Origin of the sequence: Caballeronia sp. LZ032, from assembly GCF_031451315.1 — a bacterium.
Taxonomy (GTDB): Bacteria; Pseudomonadota; Gammaproteobacteria; order Burkholderiales; family Burkholderiaceae; genus Caballeronia.
Map to the genome: position 1 here is coordinate 430,073 of NZ_JARUXP010000001.1, position 19,361 is coordinate 449,433.

General features: G+C 65.1%; 19 protein-coding genes. 7 read left to right on the forward strand and 12 right to left on the reverse strand.

Going from position 1 to position 19,361, the window contains the following annotated elements; all coding sequences use genetic code 11:
• Positions 1–11 precede the first annotated feature (11 nt).
• The gene (locus QCE69_RS02025; RefSeq protein ID WP_309913879.1) at positions 12–1,208 is read left to right on the forward strand and encodes an MFS transporter; all 1,197 of its coding nucleotides are present in this window, start codon (positions 12–14) and stop codon (positions 1,206–1,208) included.
• 37 nt (positions 1,209–1,245) lie between these two features.
• On the forward strand, positions 1,246–1,932 hold the full coding sequence (locus QCE69_RS02030; protein ID WP_309913882.1) for an HAD family hydrolase: 687 nt from the start codon (positions 1,246–1,248) through the stop codon (positions 1,930–1,932).
• Between the two features lie 140 nt (positions 1,933–2,072).
• Here the strand turns inward: QCE69_RS02030 and glpK are convergent, their stop codons facing one another.
• A complete protein-coding gene (gene glpK / locus QCE69_RS02035) occupies positions 2,073–3,569 on the reverse strand; it encodes a glycerol kinase GlpK (RefSeq protein ID WP_309929196.1) in 1,497 nt (498 codons plus the stop codon).
• Between the two features lie 219 nt (positions 3,570–3,788).
• On the opposite strand from glpK, the gene QCE69_RS02040 reads away from it, so the two are divergent.
• Positions 3,789–4,169, forward strand: a complete 381-nt coding sequence (locus tag QCE69_RS02040; RefSeq protein WP_309929198.1) for a hypothetical protein — start codon at positions 3,789–3,791, stop codon at positions 4,167–4,169.
• Between the two features lie 93 nt (positions 4,170–4,262).
• On the opposite strand, the gene QCE69_RS02045 is transcribed toward QCE69_RS02040, so the two are convergent.
• Positions 4,263–4,460, reverse strand: coding sequence for a hypothetical protein (locus QCE69_RS02045; protein WP_309807295.1), 198 nt, complete (start codon positions 4,458–4,460; stop codon positions 4,263–4,265).
• Positions 4,461–4,916: 456 nt separating this feature from the next.
• Between QCE69_RS02045 and QCE69_RS02050 the strand changes: the two genes are divergently transcribed.
• The 3 genes from QCE69_RS02050 to QCE69_RS02060 all read left to right on the forward strand — a co-directional run bounded on the left by QCE69_RS02050 (position 4,917) and on the right by QCE69_RS02060 (position 8,355).
• Positions 4,917–6,554, forward strand: coding sequence for a gamma-glutamyltransferase family protein (locus QCE69_RS02050; protein WP_309913891.1), 1,638 nt, complete (start codon positions 4,917–4,919; stop codon positions 6,552–6,554).
• A 418-nt stretch (positions 6,555–6,972) separates the two neighbouring features.
• Complete coding sequence (locus QCE69_RS02055) at positions 6,973–7,797, forward strand: ferritin-like domain-containing protein (RefSeq protein WP_309913895.1); 825 nt, start codon at positions 6,973–6,975, stop codon at positions 7,795–7,797.
• A gap of 45 nt (positions 7,798–7,842) precedes the next feature.
• Positions 7,843–8,355: a hypothetical protein gene (locus QCE69_RS02060; RefSeq protein WP_309929200.1), complete on the forward strand. Its 513-nt coding sequence runs from the start codon at positions 7,843–7,845 to the stop codon at positions 8,353–8,355.
• Between the two features lie 37 nt (positions 8,356–8,392).
• Here QCE69_RS02060 and QCE69_RS02065 read toward each other — a convergent pair whose 3' ends face one another.
• The 4 genes from QCE69_RS02065 to QCE69_RS02080 form a co-directional block, all read right to left on the reverse strand.
• Positions 8,393–9,958: a DEAD/DEAH box helicase gene (locus QCE69_RS02065; protein ID WP_309913901.1), complete on the reverse strand. Its 1,566-nt coding sequence runs from the start codon at positions 9,956–9,958 to the stop codon at positions 8,393–8,395.
• A gap of 236 nt (positions 9,959–10,194) precedes the next feature.
• On the reverse strand, positions 10,195–10,815 hold the full coding sequence (gene trhA / locus QCE69_RS02070; protein WP_309807302.1) for a PAQR family membrane homeostasis protein TrhA: 621 nt from the start codon (positions 10,813–10,815) through the stop codon (positions 10,195–10,197).
• Between the two features lie 150 nt (positions 10,816–10,965).
• On the reverse strand, positions 10,966–12,264 hold the full coding sequence (locus tag QCE69_RS02075; protein WP_309913903.1) for a cytochrome c: 1,299 nt from the start codon (positions 12,262–12,264) through the stop codon (positions 10,966–10,968).
• A gap of 21 nt (positions 12,265–12,285) precedes the next feature.
• On the reverse strand, positions 12,286–13,023 hold the full coding sequence (locus tag QCE69_RS02080) for a c-type cytochrome (RefSeq protein WP_309929203.1): 738 nt from the start codon (positions 13,021–13,023) through the stop codon (positions 12,286–12,288).
• A 479-nt stretch (positions 13,024–13,502) separates the two neighbouring features.
• Here QCE69_RS02080 and QCE69_RS02085 point away from each other — a divergent pair, with 479 nt between their 5' ends.
• A complete protein-coding gene (locus tag QCE69_RS02085) occupies positions 13,503–14,435 on the forward strand; it encodes a CopD family protein (RefSeq protein WP_309929205.1) in 933 nt (310 codons plus the stop codon).
• Between the two features lie 30 nt (positions 14,436–14,465).
• Here QCE69_RS02085 and QCE69_RS02090 read toward each other — a convergent pair whose 3' ends face one another.
• The 6 genes from QCE69_RS02090 to QCE69_RS02115 all read right to left on the reverse strand — a co-directional run bounded on the left by QCE69_RS02090 (position 14,466) and on the right by QCE69_RS02115 (position 19,355).
• Positions 14,466–14,765, reverse strand: a complete 300-nt coding sequence (locus QCE69_RS02090) for a hypothetical protein (RefSeq protein ID WP_309929207.1) — start codon at positions 14,763–14,765, stop codon at positions 14,466–14,468.
• Positions 14,766–14,889: 124 nt separating this feature from the next.
• Positions 14,890–15,705: a 3-methyl-2-oxobutanoate hydroxymethyltransferase gene (panB, locus tag QCE69_RS02095; RefSeq protein WP_309929209.1), complete on the reverse strand. Its 816-nt coding sequence runs from the start codon at positions 15,703–15,705 to the stop codon at positions 14,890–14,892.
• 56 nt (positions 15,706–15,761) lie between these two features.
• Entirely contained in the window at positions 15,762–16,442 is a 681-nt protein-coding gene (locus QCE69_RS02100; protein WP_309929211.1) for a deoxynucleoside kinase, read from the reverse strand.
• Positions 16,439–16,987 (reverse strand): 2-amino-4-hydroxy-6-hydroxymethyldihydropteridine diphosphokinase, encoded by a 549-nt coding sequence (gene folK, locus QCE69_RS02105; protein WP_309929213.1) that lies wholly within the window; start codon positions 16,985–16,987, stop codon positions 16,439–16,441. The genes QCE69_RS02100 and folK overlap by 4 nt, the downstream gene beginning before the upstream one ends.
• 96 nt (positions 16,988–17,083) lie before the next feature.
• A complete protein-coding gene (gene pcnB / locus QCE69_RS02110; RefSeq protein WP_309929214.1) occupies positions 17,084–18,676 on the reverse strand; it encodes a polynucleotide adenylyltransferase PcnB in 1,593 nt (530 codons plus the stop codon).
• Entirely contained in the window at positions 18,669–19,355 is a 687-nt protein-coding gene (locus QCE69_RS02115) for an HAD family hydrolase (protein ID WP_309807314.1), read from the reverse strand. Before QCE69_RS02115 ends, pcnB begins: the two co-directional genes overlap by 8 nt.
• Positions 19,356–19,361 lie beyond the last annotated feature (6 nt).

Sequence of the window (19,361 nt, forward strand, 5' to 3'; positions counted from 1 at the left end):
CCGGAGCCATCATGCCCCTGCCTCTTCTTGCGCTGGCCATCAGCGCTTTCGCCATCGGCACGACGGAATTCGTCATCATGGGCCTGCTGCCCAACGTCGCGCACGATCTCTCGGTATCGATTCCATCGGCCGGCCTGCTCGTCACCGGCTACGCGCTGGGCGTCGCGGTCGGTGCGCCGCTGCTGGCCGTGCTGACGGCGCGCATGCCGCGCAAGCTCGCCTTGCAATTGCTGATGGCCGTGTTCATCGTCGGCAACGTGTTGTGCGCGGTCGCGCCAGGTTACGGCCTGCTGATGGTCGCGCGCGTCGTCACCTCGTTCGCGCACGGCTCGTTCTTCGGAATCGGAGCGGTGGTGGCGGCATCGCTGGTGCCGGCCGAGAAGCGCGCGAGCGCGATTGCGCTGATGTTCACCGGCCTCACGCTCGCCAACGTGCTGGGCGTGCCGTTCGGCACCTTCGTCGGCCAGGAACTGGGCTGGCGCGCGACGTTCTGGATTGTCGCGGGGCTGGGCGTGCTGGCCGCGCTGGGCGTGACGCTGCTGGTGCCGAACCGTCACGACGCCGCGCCGAGCGGCCTGGGCCGTGAAGTGCGCGTGCTGCGCGACCCGCAAGTGTGGCTCGCGCTGACGATGACGGTGCTCGGCTTCGGCGGCGTGTTCATCGTGTTCACCTATATCGCGCCGATTCTCGAACAGGTGGGCGGCTTCTCGCCGCGCGCGGTCACGCTGATCCTGGTGCTGTTCGGCGTGGGTTTGACGATCGGCAATACGATCGGCGGCCGGCTTGCCGACCGCGCGCTGATGCGCTCGCTGATGGGCATTCTGTTCGCGCTGGCCATCGTGATGGCGGTGTTCGCGAAGACGAGTCATAGCCAGGCGGGCGCGATCCTGACGATCTTCGTGTGGGGCATCGCGGCGTTCGCGACGGTGCCGCCATTGCAGACGCGCGTCGTGGAGAAGGCGAAGGACGCACCGAACCTGGCCTCGACGCTGAACATCGGCGCGTTCAATGTGGGCAATGCCGGCGGCGCGTGGCTGGGCGGCGCGGTGCTGACGCATGGCCACGGTCTCGATGCACTGCCGTGGGCCGCCGCCGTGGTCGCGCTCGCCGCGCTCGGGGTCACGTGGTTCGCGGCGCGTCTGGATGCGCCGCGGCGTGCTGCCGAACGTTCCGATCGTTCTGACATAAACGCTGCCGACGCCTGCTGAACGCTTATCATGTTGGCTCAACGTAATTCGAGCCAACATGATCGATCATCTCATCTGCGATTGCGACGGCGTGCTCGTCGACAGCGAAATCATCGCGGATCGCGTGATGCTGGACGTGCTCACCGAGACGTTTCCCGGCATCGACTTCAAACCGGTCGTCAAGACGGCCTTCGGCCAGCAGACTTCCCGATTCCTGGCGCAGCTCGAAAGTCGGTTCGGCATCCTGATGCCGGCCGGTTTCGTCGATACGATCGAGGCGCGCGTGGCCGTGGAACTCGCACGATCGGTCGGTCCTATCGCCGGCGTGCGCGCGGCGCTCGAAGGCTGCGGGCTGCCGGTCGCGGTGGTGTCGAACAGCCGTCTTGAGCGCGTGCGCGCTTCCGTGCGGCGCGCGGGGCTGGAGGAGATCGTCGGGGCTCGGGTGTTCAGCGCCCAGCAGGTCGAGCGGCCGAAGCCCTATCCGGATGTCTATCTGCTGGCGGCACGGACGCTCGATGTCGATCCGGCGCGCTGTCTCGTCGTGGAGGACAGCGTGGCCGGTCTGACGGCGGCACGCGCGGCGGGCATGAAGACCATTGCGTTCGTGGGCGCGAGTCATATTCCTTCCGGGTATGCGCAAGTGCTGCGCGAGACAGGCATCACGCGGATCATGGAGCATATGGACGAATTGCCCGCGCTGGTTGCCGCCGGGGTGCGTGGGGATTTTGGGGACGTGCTTTCGTAATTGGTTAGTTTTCGCGTTGGCCAGACGGGGCGGCGCGGCGGCGAGCGCGGTGCCGCTAGCGGCACCACAAGCCATCGCACGTCGCGACGCTTCACCACGCATGGCGCGTGAAACTCCAGCATCTCCTCCGCGGGTTGAACTCACCCGTCCGCCCAGGCCTTGGCCGCCCCGACCGCCCGTTGCCAGCCCGCGAGACGCGAGGTGACTTCCTCCGCCGGCATGGAGGGCGTGAAGCGCCGTTCGAGCTGCCATTGCGCCTTGAGTTCGTCGACATCCTTCCAGTACCCGACAGCCAGTCCAGCGAGATACGCCGCGCCAAGCGCCGTGGTTTCGACGATGCGCGGCCGCGCGACCTCCACGCCGAGCAGATCAGCCTGGAACTGCATCAGCAGATCATTGGCGCACGCGCCGCCATCGACACGCAGCTCCGCGATGCGCAGGCCCGAGTCCGCTTCCATGGCTTTCAGAACGTCGACGGATTGATAGGCGATGGAGTCGAGCGCCGCGCGTGCAATGTGGCTCGCGGACGTGCCTCGCGTCACGCCGAAGAGCGTGCCGCGTGCGCGCGGGGTCCAGTGCGGCGCACCGAGCCCGGCGAACGCCGGCACGAGATACACGCCGTCGCTGTGCGGCACCTGACGGGCGAGCGGCTCGATCTCGCGTGCATGCCGGATCAGGCCCAGGCCGTCGCGCAGCCATTGCACGACCGCGCCGGCAATGAAGATGCTGCCTTCGAGCGCGTAGTTGACCTGGTCGCCGATCTGCCACGCAATGGTGGTGACGAGGTTGTTGCGCGATTCGATTGGCTGTTCGCCGGTGTTCATGACGAGAAAGCAGCCTGTGCCGTAAGTGTTCTTGACCATGCCCGACTCTGTACACATCTGGCCGAACAGTGCGGCATGCTGGTCGCCGGCCATCGACGCAAGTGGCAGATCCTGCGCGAACACGGTGCCGCGCGTGGTGCCGTACACCTCCGATGAACCGCGAACCTCGGGCAACATGCTGCGCGGGATCTCGAGCACGTCGAGCAGTTCGTCGTCCCAGCGCCGTTCGTGAATGTTGAAGAGCATCGTGCGCGAGGCATTCGTGATGTCGGTGACATGCAAGCCGCCGCGCGTGAAGTTCCACATCAGCCAGCTGTCCACGGTGCCGAAGGCGAGGCGCCCCTGGCGCGCCTTGTCTTGCGCGCCCTCTACGTTGTCCAGGATCCAGCGGATCTTGGTGGCCGAGAAGTACGAATCGATGGGCAGGCCGGTCTTGGCGCGCACCATGGCCTCGAGACCACGGCTCTTGAGTTCGTCGCAGAACGCCGCCGTGCGCCGGTCCTGCCAGACGATTGCGTTGTAGAGCGGCGTCCCGGTCTCGCGATCCCAGACGATGGTGGTCTCGCGCTGGTTCGTGATGCCCACGGCGGCAATCGATGACGCGCTCACTCCCGCGCGCGTGACGGCTTCAGCGGCCACGCCGGCCTGCGTGGACCAGATTTCGCGCGGGTCATGCTCCACCCAGCCCGATTGCGGATAAATCTGCTGAAATTCCTTCTGCGCGACCGCGACGATGTTGCCGCGGCGGTCGAACAGCATGGCGCGCGAACTGGTGGTCCCCTGGTCGAGCGCGAGAATGGTCTGATCCTGCATGGTGATCTCCGGGTTCGGGCGTACATCGTGCCTTGAATGTCGTCCGGGCCAATCTAACGGAGCCGGCCCGCGCGGACAACTCGGCCGAACGGCATAGGACGCGCGGACATTGCGGAGAGAAAGTCGGAAACGGCGCGATGCCTAGGCCATTTGGCCGAGTGGCGCGCCGGTGCGCTTGGACCGATACTGGCGTCACTCAATCGGAAAGGGGTGAGGGCAATGCGAGTGCGGTTTGCTTCAGGTGTGCTGGGTGTGGTGCTGCTGGCGGGGTGCGTGAGCACGCCCAGTCTCGACGGATCGCTGGGTGCGCCGTCCTTCAGCGCGCTGCAGGACATGTGCGGCGCTGCGCCGGGTGACTATGGCGCGGACGCTCCTTCAGTGTATTCGGCGTTCTTCGACGCCTATGTGGCCGAGCGTCGTGGCGGGCTGTCCAGAGAGCGCTTCTGCGCGTTCCAGGCGGAGATTGGAGAACGGTATCGCGCGTGGAAGGCCAATCCCGGGCCGGAATCGCAAAGTGCGTGGGCAACGTTCTTCCTGGATCAGCGCGCTCGCGCCTTGAGCTGGCGCGCCGCGGTCGATCCAACCTTGCGCGCCGGATGACGCGCCGGAGGTATCGGAGATTCCTTAAAGGGGAACTTGAAACGGACGCGGCTGAGGGCCGCGTCCGGAGTCCTGCCGCGCGTGCTACGCGTCCTACGAATAGCGCTTGAATGCCTTGACGGTGGAGTCGCCGGTTGCCGTAAGACGCCATTGTTGACGTCCTGAGGCGAGGCTTTCGAGTTGAACGAGTTGGCGTTCAAGCAGGGCGTCGAGTTCCTGACGCTCCATGTCCACCTGATTGGGTGCTTCCTGAACCAGTAGCAGCGTGGCAAATTCGTGCGGACTCAGCATTGTGTTCTCCATGACGACCGAACGGCATAAGCAGCCGGCCTTGTAAGCCGGATCTTTTTGCTTCGAAACGTTGTACGGGGAAACTGGACAAGCGCCGGGACGCGCTGTGGTTGTGCCGCGGGCTCCGGGAATTGGGATTGTAGGCAAGTGTCAGACGAGTGCCAAACTCACAGTGAAAAATTTTGGCTTTGACTTTTCTTCTCGTCGGAAGCGGTCCTTTGCCGAAGGGAATTTGAAGAATCTACTTGAAGTGCTTGTCGCACTGCACCATTGGGTAAGGGTAGAGGCTAATCTGAACAGGCAATAAAGCTTCGTTTGTTTCATGAATCGAAATCATGAATCAAAACGGCAAACGAATTTGCTAGGGATTAAGTGCGCAATGCAAACTTCCCCCATATGACTCTCCACGCGTCTTTCGGTCATCACCATAAGCGCAAGTATTTCGGACTCGACTCAATGACTCGCTTCAACTGGCAAAACCCTTATCCCACACCGCGTCTGCCGGTGTTCGCCCGCAATATCGTGTCCACCTCGCATCCGCTTGCCGCGCAGGCCGGCCTGCGCATGTTGTGGAAGGGCGGTAACGCAGTCGATGCCGCCATCGCTGCGGCGGCGGCCATCACGGTGGTGGAGCCCGTGTCGTGTGGCCTGGGCGGAGACGCGTTCGCACTGGTCTGGGACGGCGGAAAGCTGCACGGCCTCAATGCGTCGGGCGTTTCACCGGCGGCCTGGAATCTCGACTATTTCCGCCGCAAGTACGGCGAGGACAACGGCCTGGCGCGGCAACCGAAGCGCGGCTGGGACGCGGTCACGGTGCCGGGCGTCATCGCCGGATGGGAGGCGCTGCATGCGAAGTTCGGCACGTTGCCGTTTGCAGACTTGATGGAGCCTGCCATCGAGATCGCTGAACGCGGCCACGCCGTGGCGAGCGTCGTGGCCTACAAGTGGGCGGCGGCCGTGCCTGAACTCAGGAATCAACCCGGCTTCGCGGATGTCTTCATGCCACATGGCCGCGCCCCGGAAGTGAGCGAACTCGTGCGCTTCCCCGGTCACGCGAAGACGCTGCGCATGCTCGCCGAACAAGGCCCGCGTGCGTACTACGAAGGCGAGATTGCCGAGCGCATCGCCGCGTTCGCCCGCGAAGGTGAAGCGGCGCTGACCATGGAGGATCTCCGCAACTATCGGGCGGACTGGGTCGAGCCGATCAGCAAGGACTATCGCGGCTACACGGTCCACGAGATCCCGCCGAACGGACAGGGGATCGCGGCGCTGATTGCACTCGGGATCCTCGACAAGTTCGATGTCGGCGCATTGGGCGTCGACGGCATCGAGTCGCAGCACTTGCAGATCGAGGCGATGAAGCTGGCGTTCGCGGACGTCTATCGCTACGTCGCGGACCCGCGGGCGATGGAAGTGACGCCGGAACAGATGCTCGACGACGCCTATCTCACCGAGCGCGCCAAACTCATCGATCCGTCACGCGCAACGCATTTCGACGCCGGCATGCCCAAGTCAGGCGGGACCATCTACATGTCCGTGGCCGATGAACGCGGCATGATGGTCAGCTTCATACAGTCCAATTACATGGGCTTCGGGTCGGGCGTCGTGGTGCCCGGCATGGGCATCTCGCTGCAGAACCGTGGCTGCGGCTTCTCGATGGACCCGAAGTCGGCGAATGTCGTCGCCGGCGGCAAGCGCCCGTTCCATACGATCATCCCTGCGTTCCTCACGCAGCAGGTCGAAGGCCGGCAGGAAGCCGTCATGAGCTTCGGTGTCATGGGCGGCGACATGCAGCCGCAAGGGCATCTGCAATCCGTCGTACGCATGCTCGACTACGGCCAGCAGCCGCAGGCCGCGTGCGATGCGCCACGCTGGAAAGTCAATCACGACTTCACGATCGACATCGAGTCCACGCTGGACGTCGGCACGGCGCGCGCCCTCGAAGGGCTTGGGCACCGCATCAAGTCGGTGGACGATCCGTACATGGATTTCGGTTCTGGGCAATACATCTGGAAGCTCGATCGGAATGATCCGGAACGCGGTTATGTTGCGGCTAGCGACAGCCGTCGTGACGGGCTCGCCGCCGGTTTCTGAGCAGTCAGGAAGCCGCGTCGTTGCGGTTTCCGTATATGGCGGAACGCCGCTTTCCTGCGGCGACGGTCCTGCGCGCCAAGCTCCGCATGGCTGTGCGCGGGCTCACGGCCGCCAACCTCCAGACACGCGCCCTTCAGCGACATTTCCATCACCCGTCCCGGCACGTTTCATGCTGCATAGCAGCGACGCGCGTCGGCATTTGAGTCGTGGAAATTCTGCACATATGGAACCGATGCCGCCACGCGCGAGTCTGTCCCCCATGCCTGCAAACTCGCGGCAGGGCGGCTAAGATGCAAAAACAAGCTGCTAACACATGAAGTTGAAGATGCCATGACGAAGCCGGTCATGGTGTCGCCTGAAAACCTCGGCCGTCTCTTGTTGGCCGAAGGCGCGTTCAGTCCAGCCAGGAGCGCGATACATGCACACTGAAACGAGCCACGTCATGCCGTGGCGCATCGAAGACATCGATCTGTCCCGGATCGACCTTCAAAAGGCGCAATCCAACGAGCATCTTCTCTTGCTGCTGTGCGCCTGCTCGTTTATCGAGAGCGGCACGGATCTCTACACGAGCAACCTCAGCAAGTACTTTCACGACGATCCTGAAATTTCCGCCTGGCTCAACACCGAATGGGAGCCCGAGGAGATGCAGCATGGCAGGGCGCTCAGGACCTACATCAATTACGTCTGGCCGGAATTCGACTGGGACACGGCGTTCAAGAGCTTCTTCGATGAGTATTCGCTGACCTGCTCTTACGAAGCTTTCGAGAAAAAGCGCGCGCTGGAAATGGTGGCGCGCTGTGTCGTCGAAACCGGCACGGCCACGCTTTATCGTGCCATCAACGATTGCTCGGACGAACCGGTGCTGAAGGAAATCACCGACAACATCCGCACCGACGAAGTCCGCCACTACAAGCACTTTTTCCGCTTCTTCAAGAAGTGGAACAAGATCGAGGGTAATGGCCGTATCGCGGTGCTCGGTGCGTTGATCCGGCGCGTCGCCGAACTGAAAAGCGAGGATTCCGAAATCGCGCTGCGACACGTCTTCGCCGTCCGCTATCCGGAGCACGCACAGGATTCGAACTACAACCGGGAACTCTCCGCGCGCGTGAATGCGCTGGTGAGGCGCAACCTGTCGGCGGATCAGGCCATCAAGATGCTGCTCAAGCCGCTGGACCTGCCCGCACGCATCCAGCCCGGCGTTCACTATCCGCTTTCCAAGATGACGCAGTTATTCTTTCGCTAGACCGCAAAGCAACCCATGATGCCGGCTCCAAGCCGGCATTTTCATATGTCATCCACCTCATCGAAACCCGCCCTGTCGGCGCATGCCGTGTTCGACGCCTGGCCGCCGACTCTGCGCGCGTGCTTCGACGGCACGCATGTCACGGCGGCCGACCGTCTCACGGCGTCGCTGTGCGTCGCGGATGCCGATGCCCGCTGCGTGCGGACCGCGCTCCTCAGCACCGGCGAACTGTTCGCCCCCGACGAGCGCACGCTTGCCTTCGCGCTATGGCCGTCGTCGCGCACGGCGCGGGCCATCGCCGGCGGCGGACGCGCGACGCTTACCTTCGTGTTCGACGAAGCGTTCCATCAGGTTCATCTGGAAGTGCGGCACGTGCCGCTCGACGACGTGCCGCTCGCGTGCTTCGTCGGGACGATCGAGAGCGGCGACACGCAGCGCGTACCCTATGCGCGACTCACGCATGGCATTGCATTCGAACTCGAGGAAGAGGCCACGGTGCTCGCGCGCTGGCGCGAGCAGATCGAGTGGCTGAAGCGGGCGGCGAGCGCCGCCGCGTGAAGAAGGGCTGACCCGGGAGCCCGGGCCAGCAGAAGCCTTAGCGGCTGCGATCGCCCGAACGCTGCGGATCGCGGCGGCCGCCGAGCAACGCGCCCGGATTGCCGCCGGGCTTGCGCCGGTTGTCGGCGTGGCCGGCTGCTGCCGTTGCCGATTCGGCACGACGCGGCGCCGAACCATTGCCCGTGTTCGGCTTGGAAGCGGGCTTGCCGTTGCCGTGACTGCGTCCGTCGCGCGCGGGTTGGCCGCCGTTGGCGCCATTGGCCGGCCGCGCCGCACGCGGCGCTTCACCGCTTGGGCGGCCGCCGTCGCGACGAGGCTGCTCGGCCGGACTGCGCCGTGCTTCGCTCTTTGGACGAGCGTCACCACGCGGCGCCTGCCCCTGCCGGCCCTGACCCTGACCTTGTCCCTGACCGCGCCCGCCGCCCTGGCTGCGACGCTGGATCGGCTCGGGTTTCGCATTCGGATCCGGCTCGAAGCCGGGGATCACTTCCTGCGGAATAGGCCGCTTGATGAGGCGTTCGATATCGCGCAGGAGCTGATGCTCGTCGACACACACCAGCGACACCGCCTCGCCATCCGCGCCCGCGCGTCCGGTGCGGCCGATGCGGTGCACATAGTCTTCCGGCACGTTCGGCAGATCGAAATTGACGACGTGCGGCAGCTGATCGATATCGATGCCGCGCGCCGCGATATCGGTCGCGACCAGCACCTGCAGCGTCTGGTCCTTGAACTCCGCGAGCGCGCGCGTGCGGGCCGACTGGCTCTTGTTGCCGTGAATGGCGAGCGCGCTGATGCCGTCCTTGCCGAGTTGCTCGGCAAGCCGGTTGGCGCCGTGCTTCGTGCGCGTGAACACCAGCACCTGGAACCAGTTGTGCGTGCGGATGAGGTGCGTGAGCATCTCGCGCTTGCGATCGCGATCGACCGGATGGATCTTCTGCTCGACCGTTTCAGCCGTCGTATTGCGGCGCGCTACTTCGATGAGCGCGGGCGACGCGAGCAGACTGTCGGCGAGGGCCTTGATCTCGTCGGAGAAGGTGGCCGAGAACAGCAGGTTCTGCCGCTTCGCCGGCAGACGCGCCAGCACGCGCTTGATGTCGTGGATGAAACCCATGTCGAGCATGCGATCGGCTTCGTCGAGCACGAGGATCTCGAGCTGCGACACGTCGATCGTCTTCTGCTGCATGTGATCGAGCAGCCGTCCCGGCGTCGCGACGACGATGTCCACGCCGCGGCGCAGCGCGTCGATCTGCGGATTGATGCCGACGCCGCCGAACATCACGGTCGAGCGCAGTTTCAGATATTTGCCGTAGGCACGCACGCTTTCTTCGACCTGCGCCGCGAGTTCGCGCGTCGGCGTGAGGATCAGTGCGCGCACCGGGCGCTTGGCGCCGCCCGCGGCCGGCGCGAGCTGGGACAGACGTTGCAGGATCGGCAGCGTGAAGCCGGCGGTCTTGCCCGTGCCGGTCTGGGCGCCCGCGAGCAGGTCGCCGCCCTTCAGGACGGCGGGAATCGCCTGGAGCTGAATGGGGGTGGGGATGGAGTAGCCGAGTTCGTTGACGGCGCGAAGCAGGGGTTCGGACAGGCCGAGTGAATCAAAAGACATAGATGGACATTCACTTCGTTATGTCGAACGGCGCGCATGCGAATCGGGGCTGCGGCGAACCGGAGTCCGGCCAGCAGAGCGCATGCGTGACGCTCGGAGAAATCGGGCGGCGGGCCGATTGGCGGTCAATGACCGCCCGGCAATACCGCAAGGGTCGACGTGCTATCAAGACACGTCATCTGGCGCTAAGTTGCATCGACGATAGTACGATGCCGCGGCATCCGTCCCGCCGGAGCTCACGCGACATAGCGCGCGACGCTCACGAACTGGCACAGGCTGCCTGCCAGCACGAACAGATGCCAGATGCCATGTCCGTGCCGGATGCGCTCGTCGTTGATGAAAAACCAGATGCCGGCGGTGTAGACCAGACCGCCCGCCACCAGCCACGCGAGTCCCGCGGGCGGCAGCGCCGTCACGAGCGGATGAACGGCTACGAGCGCGAGCCAGCCCATCAGCACATAGAGCACCATCGAGACACTGCGGGTTCGGCGCCCGAGCGTCAGTTCCTGCGTGATGCCGAACACCGCGAGGCCCCAGCTCACGCCGAACAGCGACCAGCCCCACGGCCCACGCAGGGTGACCAGCGTATAGGGCGTATAGCTGCCGGCGATCAGCAGGTAGATCGCCGAGTGATCGCACTTCTGGAGTATGGCCTTGACGCGCGGTGTGCGCGCCCAGTGATACAGCGTGGAGATCACGTACAGCGCGCAGAGCATCGCACCGTATATCGCAAAGCTCACGACCTTGTAGGCATCGCCTTCGAGCGCGCCGAGCGTGACGAGCGTCGCCAGGCCCGCCACCGACAGCAAGGCGCCAATCAGATGGCTGATGCTGTTGAAACGCTCACCGACATGCATAGGAAATCCACGCGACAGGGCCGCACACGCGGCAATCACAAAACGGCCCAGCCAAAAGACAAGGGGCGCGGCCCCAACTAACGAAGGCTGCGCCCCATGGCGTATTGTACGCTGTCTAGGCGGATGACCGCCGGACATGTCAGTCGAACATCAGTCCAGCGGCGCCGAACGCAGGTTGCTGACCTGTTGCGGCGACACCGGCGTACCGTGGTTGCCCCAGGACATACGGATGTACGTCACGACCGAAGCCACTTCCGTATCCGACAGCGCCTGTGCGAACGGCGGCATGCCGTGCGGCATCGGGTTGCCTTCCGTACTCGGCGGATAACCGCCGTTGAGCGTCATGCGGATCGGGTTGACGGCCGACGGCATCTGGATGGACTGGTTGTTGGCGAGCGGCGGGTAAGCCGGCGGCTTGCCGAGACCGTTCTCCGCGTGGCACTTCGCGCAGTTCTCGGTGTACACCTTCTTGCCCAGCGTCAGCAGTTCGCCGCCGAACTTCTCGGAGGTTTCGAGCTGCATGACTTCCGGCGCTTCCTTCTTCTGCGGGATCGACTTGAGATACGTCGAGATCGCGTTGATGTCCGCGTCGGTCATGTACTGCAGGCTGTTGTGGACCACTTCGGCCATCGGACCGAACACCGCGCCGCGCTGCGACACGCCGGTCTTCAGCAGGTCGTTGATGTCCTTCAGGTCCCAGTCGCCGAGGCCGGCTTCCTTGTTCGACGTCAGCGACGGCGCATACCAGTTCTGCAGCGGGATCAGGCCGCCGGCAAAGGCCGCCGAGCTGACCGGGCCGCCCATCGCGTTGATCGACGTATGGCACATGCCGCAATGGCCGAGGCCTTCGACCAGGTACGCGCCGCGGTTCCATTCGACCGACTTGGTGGGATCCGGCTTGTACTCGCCTTCCGAGAAGAACAGCGTGCGCCAGCCGATCAGCAGGTTGCGGTTGTTGAACGGGAAGCGCAGTTCGTGCGGACGGCTCGGCTCATTGACCGGCGCGACCGAGCGCAGGTACGCGTAGATTGCATCCGAATCGGCGCGCGTGACCTTCGTGTAGCTCGTGAACGGGAAGCCCGGGTAAAGCAGGCTGCCGTCCTTCGATCGGCCCGTGTGCATCGCGCGGTAGAAGTCGTCCGACGTCCACTTGCCGATGCCGTATTGATCGTCCGGCGTGATGTTCGGCGTGAACATGGTGCCGAACGGCGTGGCCATCGGCAGGCCGCCGCCGAACTGCTTGCCGCCGCGCACCGTATGGCACGCGATACAGTCGCCGGCGCGGGCCAGATACTCGCCTTGCTTGATGAGGGCGGCCTTGTCGGCCGGCGTCGCCGCGACGGCGCCGCCCGAATGCAGGTTGTCGCCGCCCGACCAGAGGACGGCGCCGGCTGCGACGGCTGCCACCACGACAGCCGAGGAAAGTGCGAACAGGGACTTGCGTTTCATTGTGTTGTCGCTCCAGACGCCTTATTGCGGTTCGCTGCCGCAGGTGAGCGGCATCTTCAACGAGCCAGCGGGCGCGGGCACCGGGTTGGCGGGTGCTTGTTGCGTGGAGAGCCAGGCGGCGACGGCAGTGACGTCGTCGTCCGTCAGGCGCGAGGCGATCTGCTGCATGCAGTCAGGAGCCTTCGCGTGACGCGTGCCCGACTTCCATGCGCCGACCTGCGCGCTGATGTAGTCCGAATGCAGGCCGACGAGCCCCGGAATGGCCGGCTGCATGCCGGTGAGACCCTTGCCGTGGCAGGCCGCGCAAGCGGGAATGTTCTTCGAGGGATCGCCGTTCAGCACGATCTGCTGGCCGCGCGCGAGCGTGCTGCTCGACACGTTCGACTTGGCAGGCGGCGGATACGGGGGACGCTGATTTGAGAAGTACGTGGCGATCTGATGAAGGTAGTCGTCCGAGAGGTACGTGACGAGGTAGTTCATCGGCGGATACTTGCGCCGGCCTTCGCGGAAATTCTGGAGCTGGTTGTACAGATAGTCCGCAGGCTTGCCGGCCAGACGCGGGAAGTAGTCGTTGTCCGTGCCTTCGCCGTGAACGCCGTGGCACGCGGTGCAGCCTTGCACGCGCGCGGCCATGCTGTCGGTCGCCGGCTGATTGGCCGTCTGGGCTTGCGCTTGTGCGCCGAAAACGCCGGCGCTGCTGATCAGAGCCAAGGCAAGCAGCGGACGGAAGATGCGTCTTGGAAACACGCGACACTCCATGAAATTCGGGGACCTGCCGAGCTTCGTGCGGCTCGGTGCGAAGGTGGCGAACCACGGCCACGCAGGGGACTGACAGTGGCGACAGGTGGCGGACCACGGCCACAGCGGCTCGACGAGCCTCTGATGCGACGCGGCATTCTATCATCGATGCATGATGATGACTATTTGACACAATCGCGCCGTGAGTCCGGTTGCAGTGCATTCGCGACAATTTGCCGCGCAGCAGCGAACGGTTCAAAAGCCAGGCCTTGTCATTCGACAAAGACTCGACTCGGAAGCACGCTTCAGCCCATACGATCCATGCAGTTTCGGAAGTGCATGGGCAAATTGCAAGGCGTTTTGCAGGCAATCGATGCTGTGCCGCACCGTGACCTGTCCGATCGACTTCCCCGGCCTGGTTTAGACTCGCTCCGGTTTCTCTCCAGGATCATCCTCCTGGCCATGCGCCTTCCCTTTGCTCTTGCAGTACACCTTGCACGATGAGTGACGATTCCCTTTGGTTCGCGCAGACCGCTTTCGCGGCGGCCGCGGATATCGCTTTCGCCTGCGCGCTTGGCGCCTTGATGTTCAGAGTGTGGCTGTCCCGGGAACAGGCCTTTGCGCCGCTTTCGCCGGCGCTGGCCGGCTGGCGACGGGCCGCGCGCATCGGGGCCGGCGCCGCGAGCGTGCTCGTGCTGTGCAGCTTTGCGTCGCTCTGGCTGGAAGCAGCGGCGATGAGCGGCGCGCCCGTCATCAAGGCCGGCGCCTCGCTGTGGCTCGTGGCCACGGGCACGCATGCGGGTATCGGCGGATCGGTCAGTCTGGCGGGCAGCGTGCTGTTGTGGCTTGCCGCCGTGTCGGACCGGCCGGCATCGGCAGCGCGGACGGGACTGGCTGCGTGCGCGGTGCTGATCGTGGCAGCGGGCAAGTCGGCGGTCGGACATGCGGCCGACGCCGGAGCGTTCTCCGCGGCCGAAGCCGTGCAGGCGTTGCATCTGCTTGCAACGGCTGGATGGGGCGGCGTGGTCATCGCGGGCGCGTGGGTGTTGCCGGCGCTGGATACATCGACGGCGCGCGCAACGCTGATCCGCCTGACGGCGCGCATGTCGCGCGCGGCGATGGTCGCGGTGGCGCTGGTCATCGCGACGGGCGCGTTCAACGCGTGGCGCGGCACCGGCGGCTCGCCGGGCGTGCTCATGTCGAGCGCATGGGGTCATGCACTGCTCGTCAAGCTTGGCTTGATCGCGGCGGCGCTGCTGCTCGGCGCGCTGAACCGCTGGTCGGGACTGCCGCGTTTGCAGCGCAGCGCGGCGACAGCGGATGCGCACACGGTCATCAACGTTCTGCGCCTCGAAGCATTGCTGATGGCCGGCGTGTTCGTCGCCGCGGCCGTGCTGTCTCACAGCGTGCCGGGCGCGTCGCTCGCGGGTTGAGCGGCTGGCCGCGCCTGTTCGACTCTCCGCCTATTCGTACCCGAGCCGGTGACTGATGATCGGCGCACAGAACAGTGCCACCGCGCAGCCAATGACCTTCCCCTGCAATTCGACGAAGGCCAGGTGCGAGTCGCTATAAAAGATGACTTCGAGCAGTTGCGGCAAGCAGAACACCGCCGCCGCGCCGATGAAACAGCGCGTCACCCGCGTGATGCGCCATCCGCGCTGGGCGCCGATGCCCGCCGCCACCACGCGCGCCACCCCGAGCGCGACGAGTGAACCGACTGCCAGCTGGGCCCGAACGTACTCGTCGGGAAGAACTTGCCACATGATCGTTCTCGCTGTTTTTTAGTGACTGTTGTCGAGCATAGCCGCAAGAAGCTCGCCAGTATGTACGAGAAAACGCAATTCGTGGGCAGGATATGCAGGGCCGGAGCGTGCGGCCCGCAGCGCGTCAGAAGGTGTGTTCCGGACCGGGGAAGCTGCCGTCCTTGACCGCGCGGACATAGGCCTCGACGCCGGCGAAGATGTTCGGCTGACCCTGCATGAAATCCTTGACGAAGCGCGGACGCTTGCCATGAAAGATGCCGAGCATGTCGTGCAGCACGAGCACCTGCCCCGAACAGTCGATACCTGCGCCGATGCCGATCGTCGGAATGGCGAGGCCCTGCGTCACGTCACGGGCGAGCAAGGTGGGCACGGCTTCGATCACGAGCAGTTGCGCGCCCGCTTCCTGGAGCGCGAGGGCGTCGCGCTTCATGCGTTCGGCCGCGGCGTCCGATTTGCCCTGCACCTTGAAGCCGCCGAACGCATGCACCGATTGCGGCGTCAGGCCGACATGCCCGCACACCGGAATCGACCGTTCGACGAGAAAGCGCACCGTTTCCGCTAGCCACTCGCCGCCTTCGATCTTCACCATCTGCGCGCCCGCGCGCATCAGCTTGACGGCGTGACCGTAGGCTTCTTCCTTCGAGCCGAGCGTGCCGAACGGCATGTCGGCGACGATCAGCGCGCTCTTGTTGCCGCGCGTCACCGAGGCCGTGTGATAGGCGATGTCGTCCACCGTCACCGGCAGCGTCGTGCCGTGGCCTTGCAGCACGTTGCCGAGCGAGTCGCCGATCAGCAGCACATCGACGCCCGCGCGGTCGAGCAGCGCGGCGAAGCTCGCGTCGTAGCAGGTCAGCATCGCGATGCGTTCGCCTGCCTCGCGCATGGCCTGGAGCTTGGGGACGGTGATCGTCGAGCGATTCGTTTCCTGCAGGTACGTCATGATGGTTTCACTGGAGAGGAGAAAGGGCGCCGTTGCATCACTACGCCGTCATGCGCTCACGCCGACACGCCCTTGACAAAGAATTCCTTGCGCCCGCGCATGCTGTCGATGCGCTCCAGAAGCAAGGCGAGATCTTCATCCGACGCGAGCGGATTCAGATGTTCCGCGTTCACGGTGAGCAGCGGCGTCGCGTCGTAGTGATAGAAGAACTCGTTGTAGGCGTCGCACAGCGCGCGCAGATAGGCGTCGGAGATCTGCAGTTCCATCGGCAGCGCGCGCTTTTGAATGCGCGAGAACAGCACTTCGGGACTGGCCTGCAAATAGATGACGAGATCGGGCGCGGGACCGCTGGCGTGCAGACGGCCCGCGATGTCCTTGTACAACTGGAACTCATCGTCGCTCAGCGTGAGGCGCGCGAACAGTTCGCTCTTCTGCGTGACGAAGTCGGCCATCAGCGGCGTGCCGCTCGCGACGATGCCGGCGGCCTCCGCTGCCTGCGCCGTGCGCTGCAACGCAAAGCTCAGTTGCGTGGCGAGCGCGTGGCGCGACGTGTCGCGATAGAAGCGTTCGAGAAACGGGTTGTCCTGCGGACGCTCGAACAGCGTGCGCATCGACCAGCGTTCGGCGAGCAGCGTGGCGAGCGTGGTCTTGCCGACGCCGATCGGCCCTTCGATCGCAATGTAGCGATGCGGCGGCTTGAGTTGCGGCGCGGTGACGGTCAGAGGCGGGACGCTCATCGGCAATCGGTCTTGTTGGAGGCGGCGGGATCCGCGCCGCGTGCGGGTGAGCCGGCCATGCACTGGCAGGCGGCGACTTTCTCGATGCGCTGCTCGACGACGGCCGCCATGAAGGCATCCGCGCGGCCGCGCTGGGGCAGGATGAGATCGGGTTCGAGTTCGATGAGCGGCACCAGCACGAAGGCGCGCTCGGTCATGCGCGGATGCGGCACGACGAGATCCGGTTCGTCGACGCTCGATGCGCCGTACAGCAGGATGTCGAGATCGAGCGTGCGCGGCGCGTTGCGATACGGCCGCTCGCGTCCGAACTGCTCTTCGATGCCGTGGCACAGACGCAGCAGCGCGCGGGCGGGCAGGCTGGTCTCGAGCTTGACGACGCAGTTGAAGTAGTCGTCGCCGGTGGCGTCGATGGGCGCAGTCCGGTAGAGGCTCGACTTCGCGAGCACGGTGATCGTGTGCTGCTGGGCGAGACACACGACGGCGTCTTTCAGGGTCTGGCGCGCATCGCCGAGATTCGCTCCCAGGCCCAGATAAGCAATCGTCATGGCAGAAGTCCTACGCGTGGGTCTCAGCAAAAGCAGAAGCGGACAAGCGACACACTCAGGCGATGTCGCTCTGCGCTACTTTAACCAAAACCTGCGTCATGCGTTGTCCGCGTCTTCGCGCCTGCTTGCGTTGTCCGGTGCGGGGCCGTCAACACTGCCTGAATTCATTTCGGTTTGCGGACCGGCTGCGGCGGCATCGCCCGAACGGCGCTTGGCGTTGCTGCGGCGGCGCCGCTTCTTCGGGCCGCTGCTTTCCTTGCCGCCTTGCGTGAGCAGGCCTTCACGCGCAACGTGATCGCTCTCGATGAAGTCGGTCCACCATTGACCGATCTCCGCATCGAGCTCGCCCGATTCGCAACGCAGCAGCAGGAAATCATACCCCGCCCGGAAGCGCGGGTGTTCGAGCAGCTTCAGCGCACTGCGGCCGCGTTTTTCCAGCCGGTGCTGAAGACCCCAGATCTCGCGCATGTCGGACGAGAAGCGCTTGTGGATCGCGAGCTTCTCGGTCTGCATGTCGAGCACGTCGTCCATCGCGCGATGCAGCGCCGGCACCGGATACTCGCCGTTCGCCGTGTATTGCTGCCAGCGGGTCTGCACGTCGTGCCACAACAGCGTGGCGAACAGGAAGCCCGGCGACACCGGCTTGCCCGCGCGCACGCGTTCGTCGGTGCTGGTGAGCGCGAGCGTGACGAACTTCTCGCCGTGCGGCTGTTCGAGCACCACGTCGAGCAAGGGCAGCACGCCATGATGCAGACCTTCCTGGCGCAGCCGCGTGAGACACGCGAGCGCGTGGCCGGACAGCAGCAGCTTGAGCATTTCATCGAACAGACGCGCGGCCGGCACGTTGTTCATCAGGTCGGCGAGTTCCTTGATCGGCGCGCGCGTGGCTTCGTCGATCTCGAAACCGAGCTTCGCCGCGAAGCGCACCACGCGCAGCATGCGCACCGGGTCCTCGCGATAACGCGTGGCCGGGTCGCCGATCATGCGCAGCAGGCGCGCGCGGATGTCGGCCATGCCGTCGTGATAGTCCAGCACGGTCTGCGTGGCCGGATCGTAGTACATCGCGTTGATGGTGAAGTCGCGGCGCGTGGCGTCCTCGTGCTGCTCGCCCCAGACGTTGTCGCGCAGCACGCGGCCGCTCGCATCCACGGCGTGCGTGCGGCTGTCGAGTTCACCGCGCTTCAGCCGGCGCGGCGGCTCGGCGGCGGGTTCCGGCGGCGCGTCCATCAGCGCGCGGAAGGTCGAGGTCTCGATGATGTCCTGGCCGAACTGCACGTGCACGATCTGAAAGCGCCGGCCGATGATGCGCGCGCGGCGGAACAGCTTCTGCACCTGGTCGGGGGTCGCGTCGGTGGCGACGTCGAAGTCCTTGGGCGCGACGCCGAGCAACAGGTCGCGCACCGCGCCGCCGACGATGAACGCGCGATGCCCCGCATGCTGCAGGCCGTCGGTGACGCGCACGGCGTTCTTCGAGATCAGCGACGGATCGATGCCGTGGATCTCCGACGACAGGATGACCGGCACGCTCGGGTCGCGCCGGGGCGGCGCGGCGGCTTTCTTGCGCGGGCTTCTGCTGGCGGGGCGGGCAGGGCGGGCGTCGGGCGAAGCTGTCGGCGTGTCGTTGGGCGCGGTCCCGATGGATTCGGCGCTTTCTTGCCCGAACAGCTTGCGGATGAGTTTTTTAATCACGTGTGTCGAAGAGATTCAGAATGCGCCAGCCTCGGGCTTGCGCATGCGCGCGCAGGGTGTCGTCGGGATTGGTGGCGACGGGGTCGGTGACGCGCTCGAGGAGCGGGATGTCGTTATGCGAGTCGCTGTAGAAGAAGCTGTGCTTGAAGTCGTCGAGCGTCTTGCCGAGCGTGGCGAGCCACTGCTCCACGCGCACGATCTTGCCCTCGCGATAGCTCGGCGTGCCGGTCGGCTTGCCGGTGAGCGCGCCGTGCGGATGATCGTCGACGGTTTCGACTTCGCAGGCGATCAGCGTTTCGATGCCGAAGGCCTCGGCGATCGGCGCGGTGATGAACGCGTTGGTCGCGGTGACGAGACAGCAGAGGTCGCCGTTGTCCTGATGCTCGCGCACCAGCGTGACGGCGGACGGCACGATGCGCGGGTTGATCACTTCCTGCATGAACTGCGCGTGCCAGTCGGTGAGCTGCGCGCGCGAATATTTCGCGAGCGGCGCGAGCATGGCATGCAGATAGGCGTTGATGTCGAGCACGCCCGCCTTGTAGTCGGCGTAGAAGGCATCGTTCTGGCGCGCGAAGGAATCCGCGTCGACGATGCCCAGCTTCACCATGAAGCGGCCCCATTCGTGGTCGCTGTCGGTGGGGATGAGCGTGTGGTCGAGATCAAAGAGGGCGAGGTTCATGGGTGC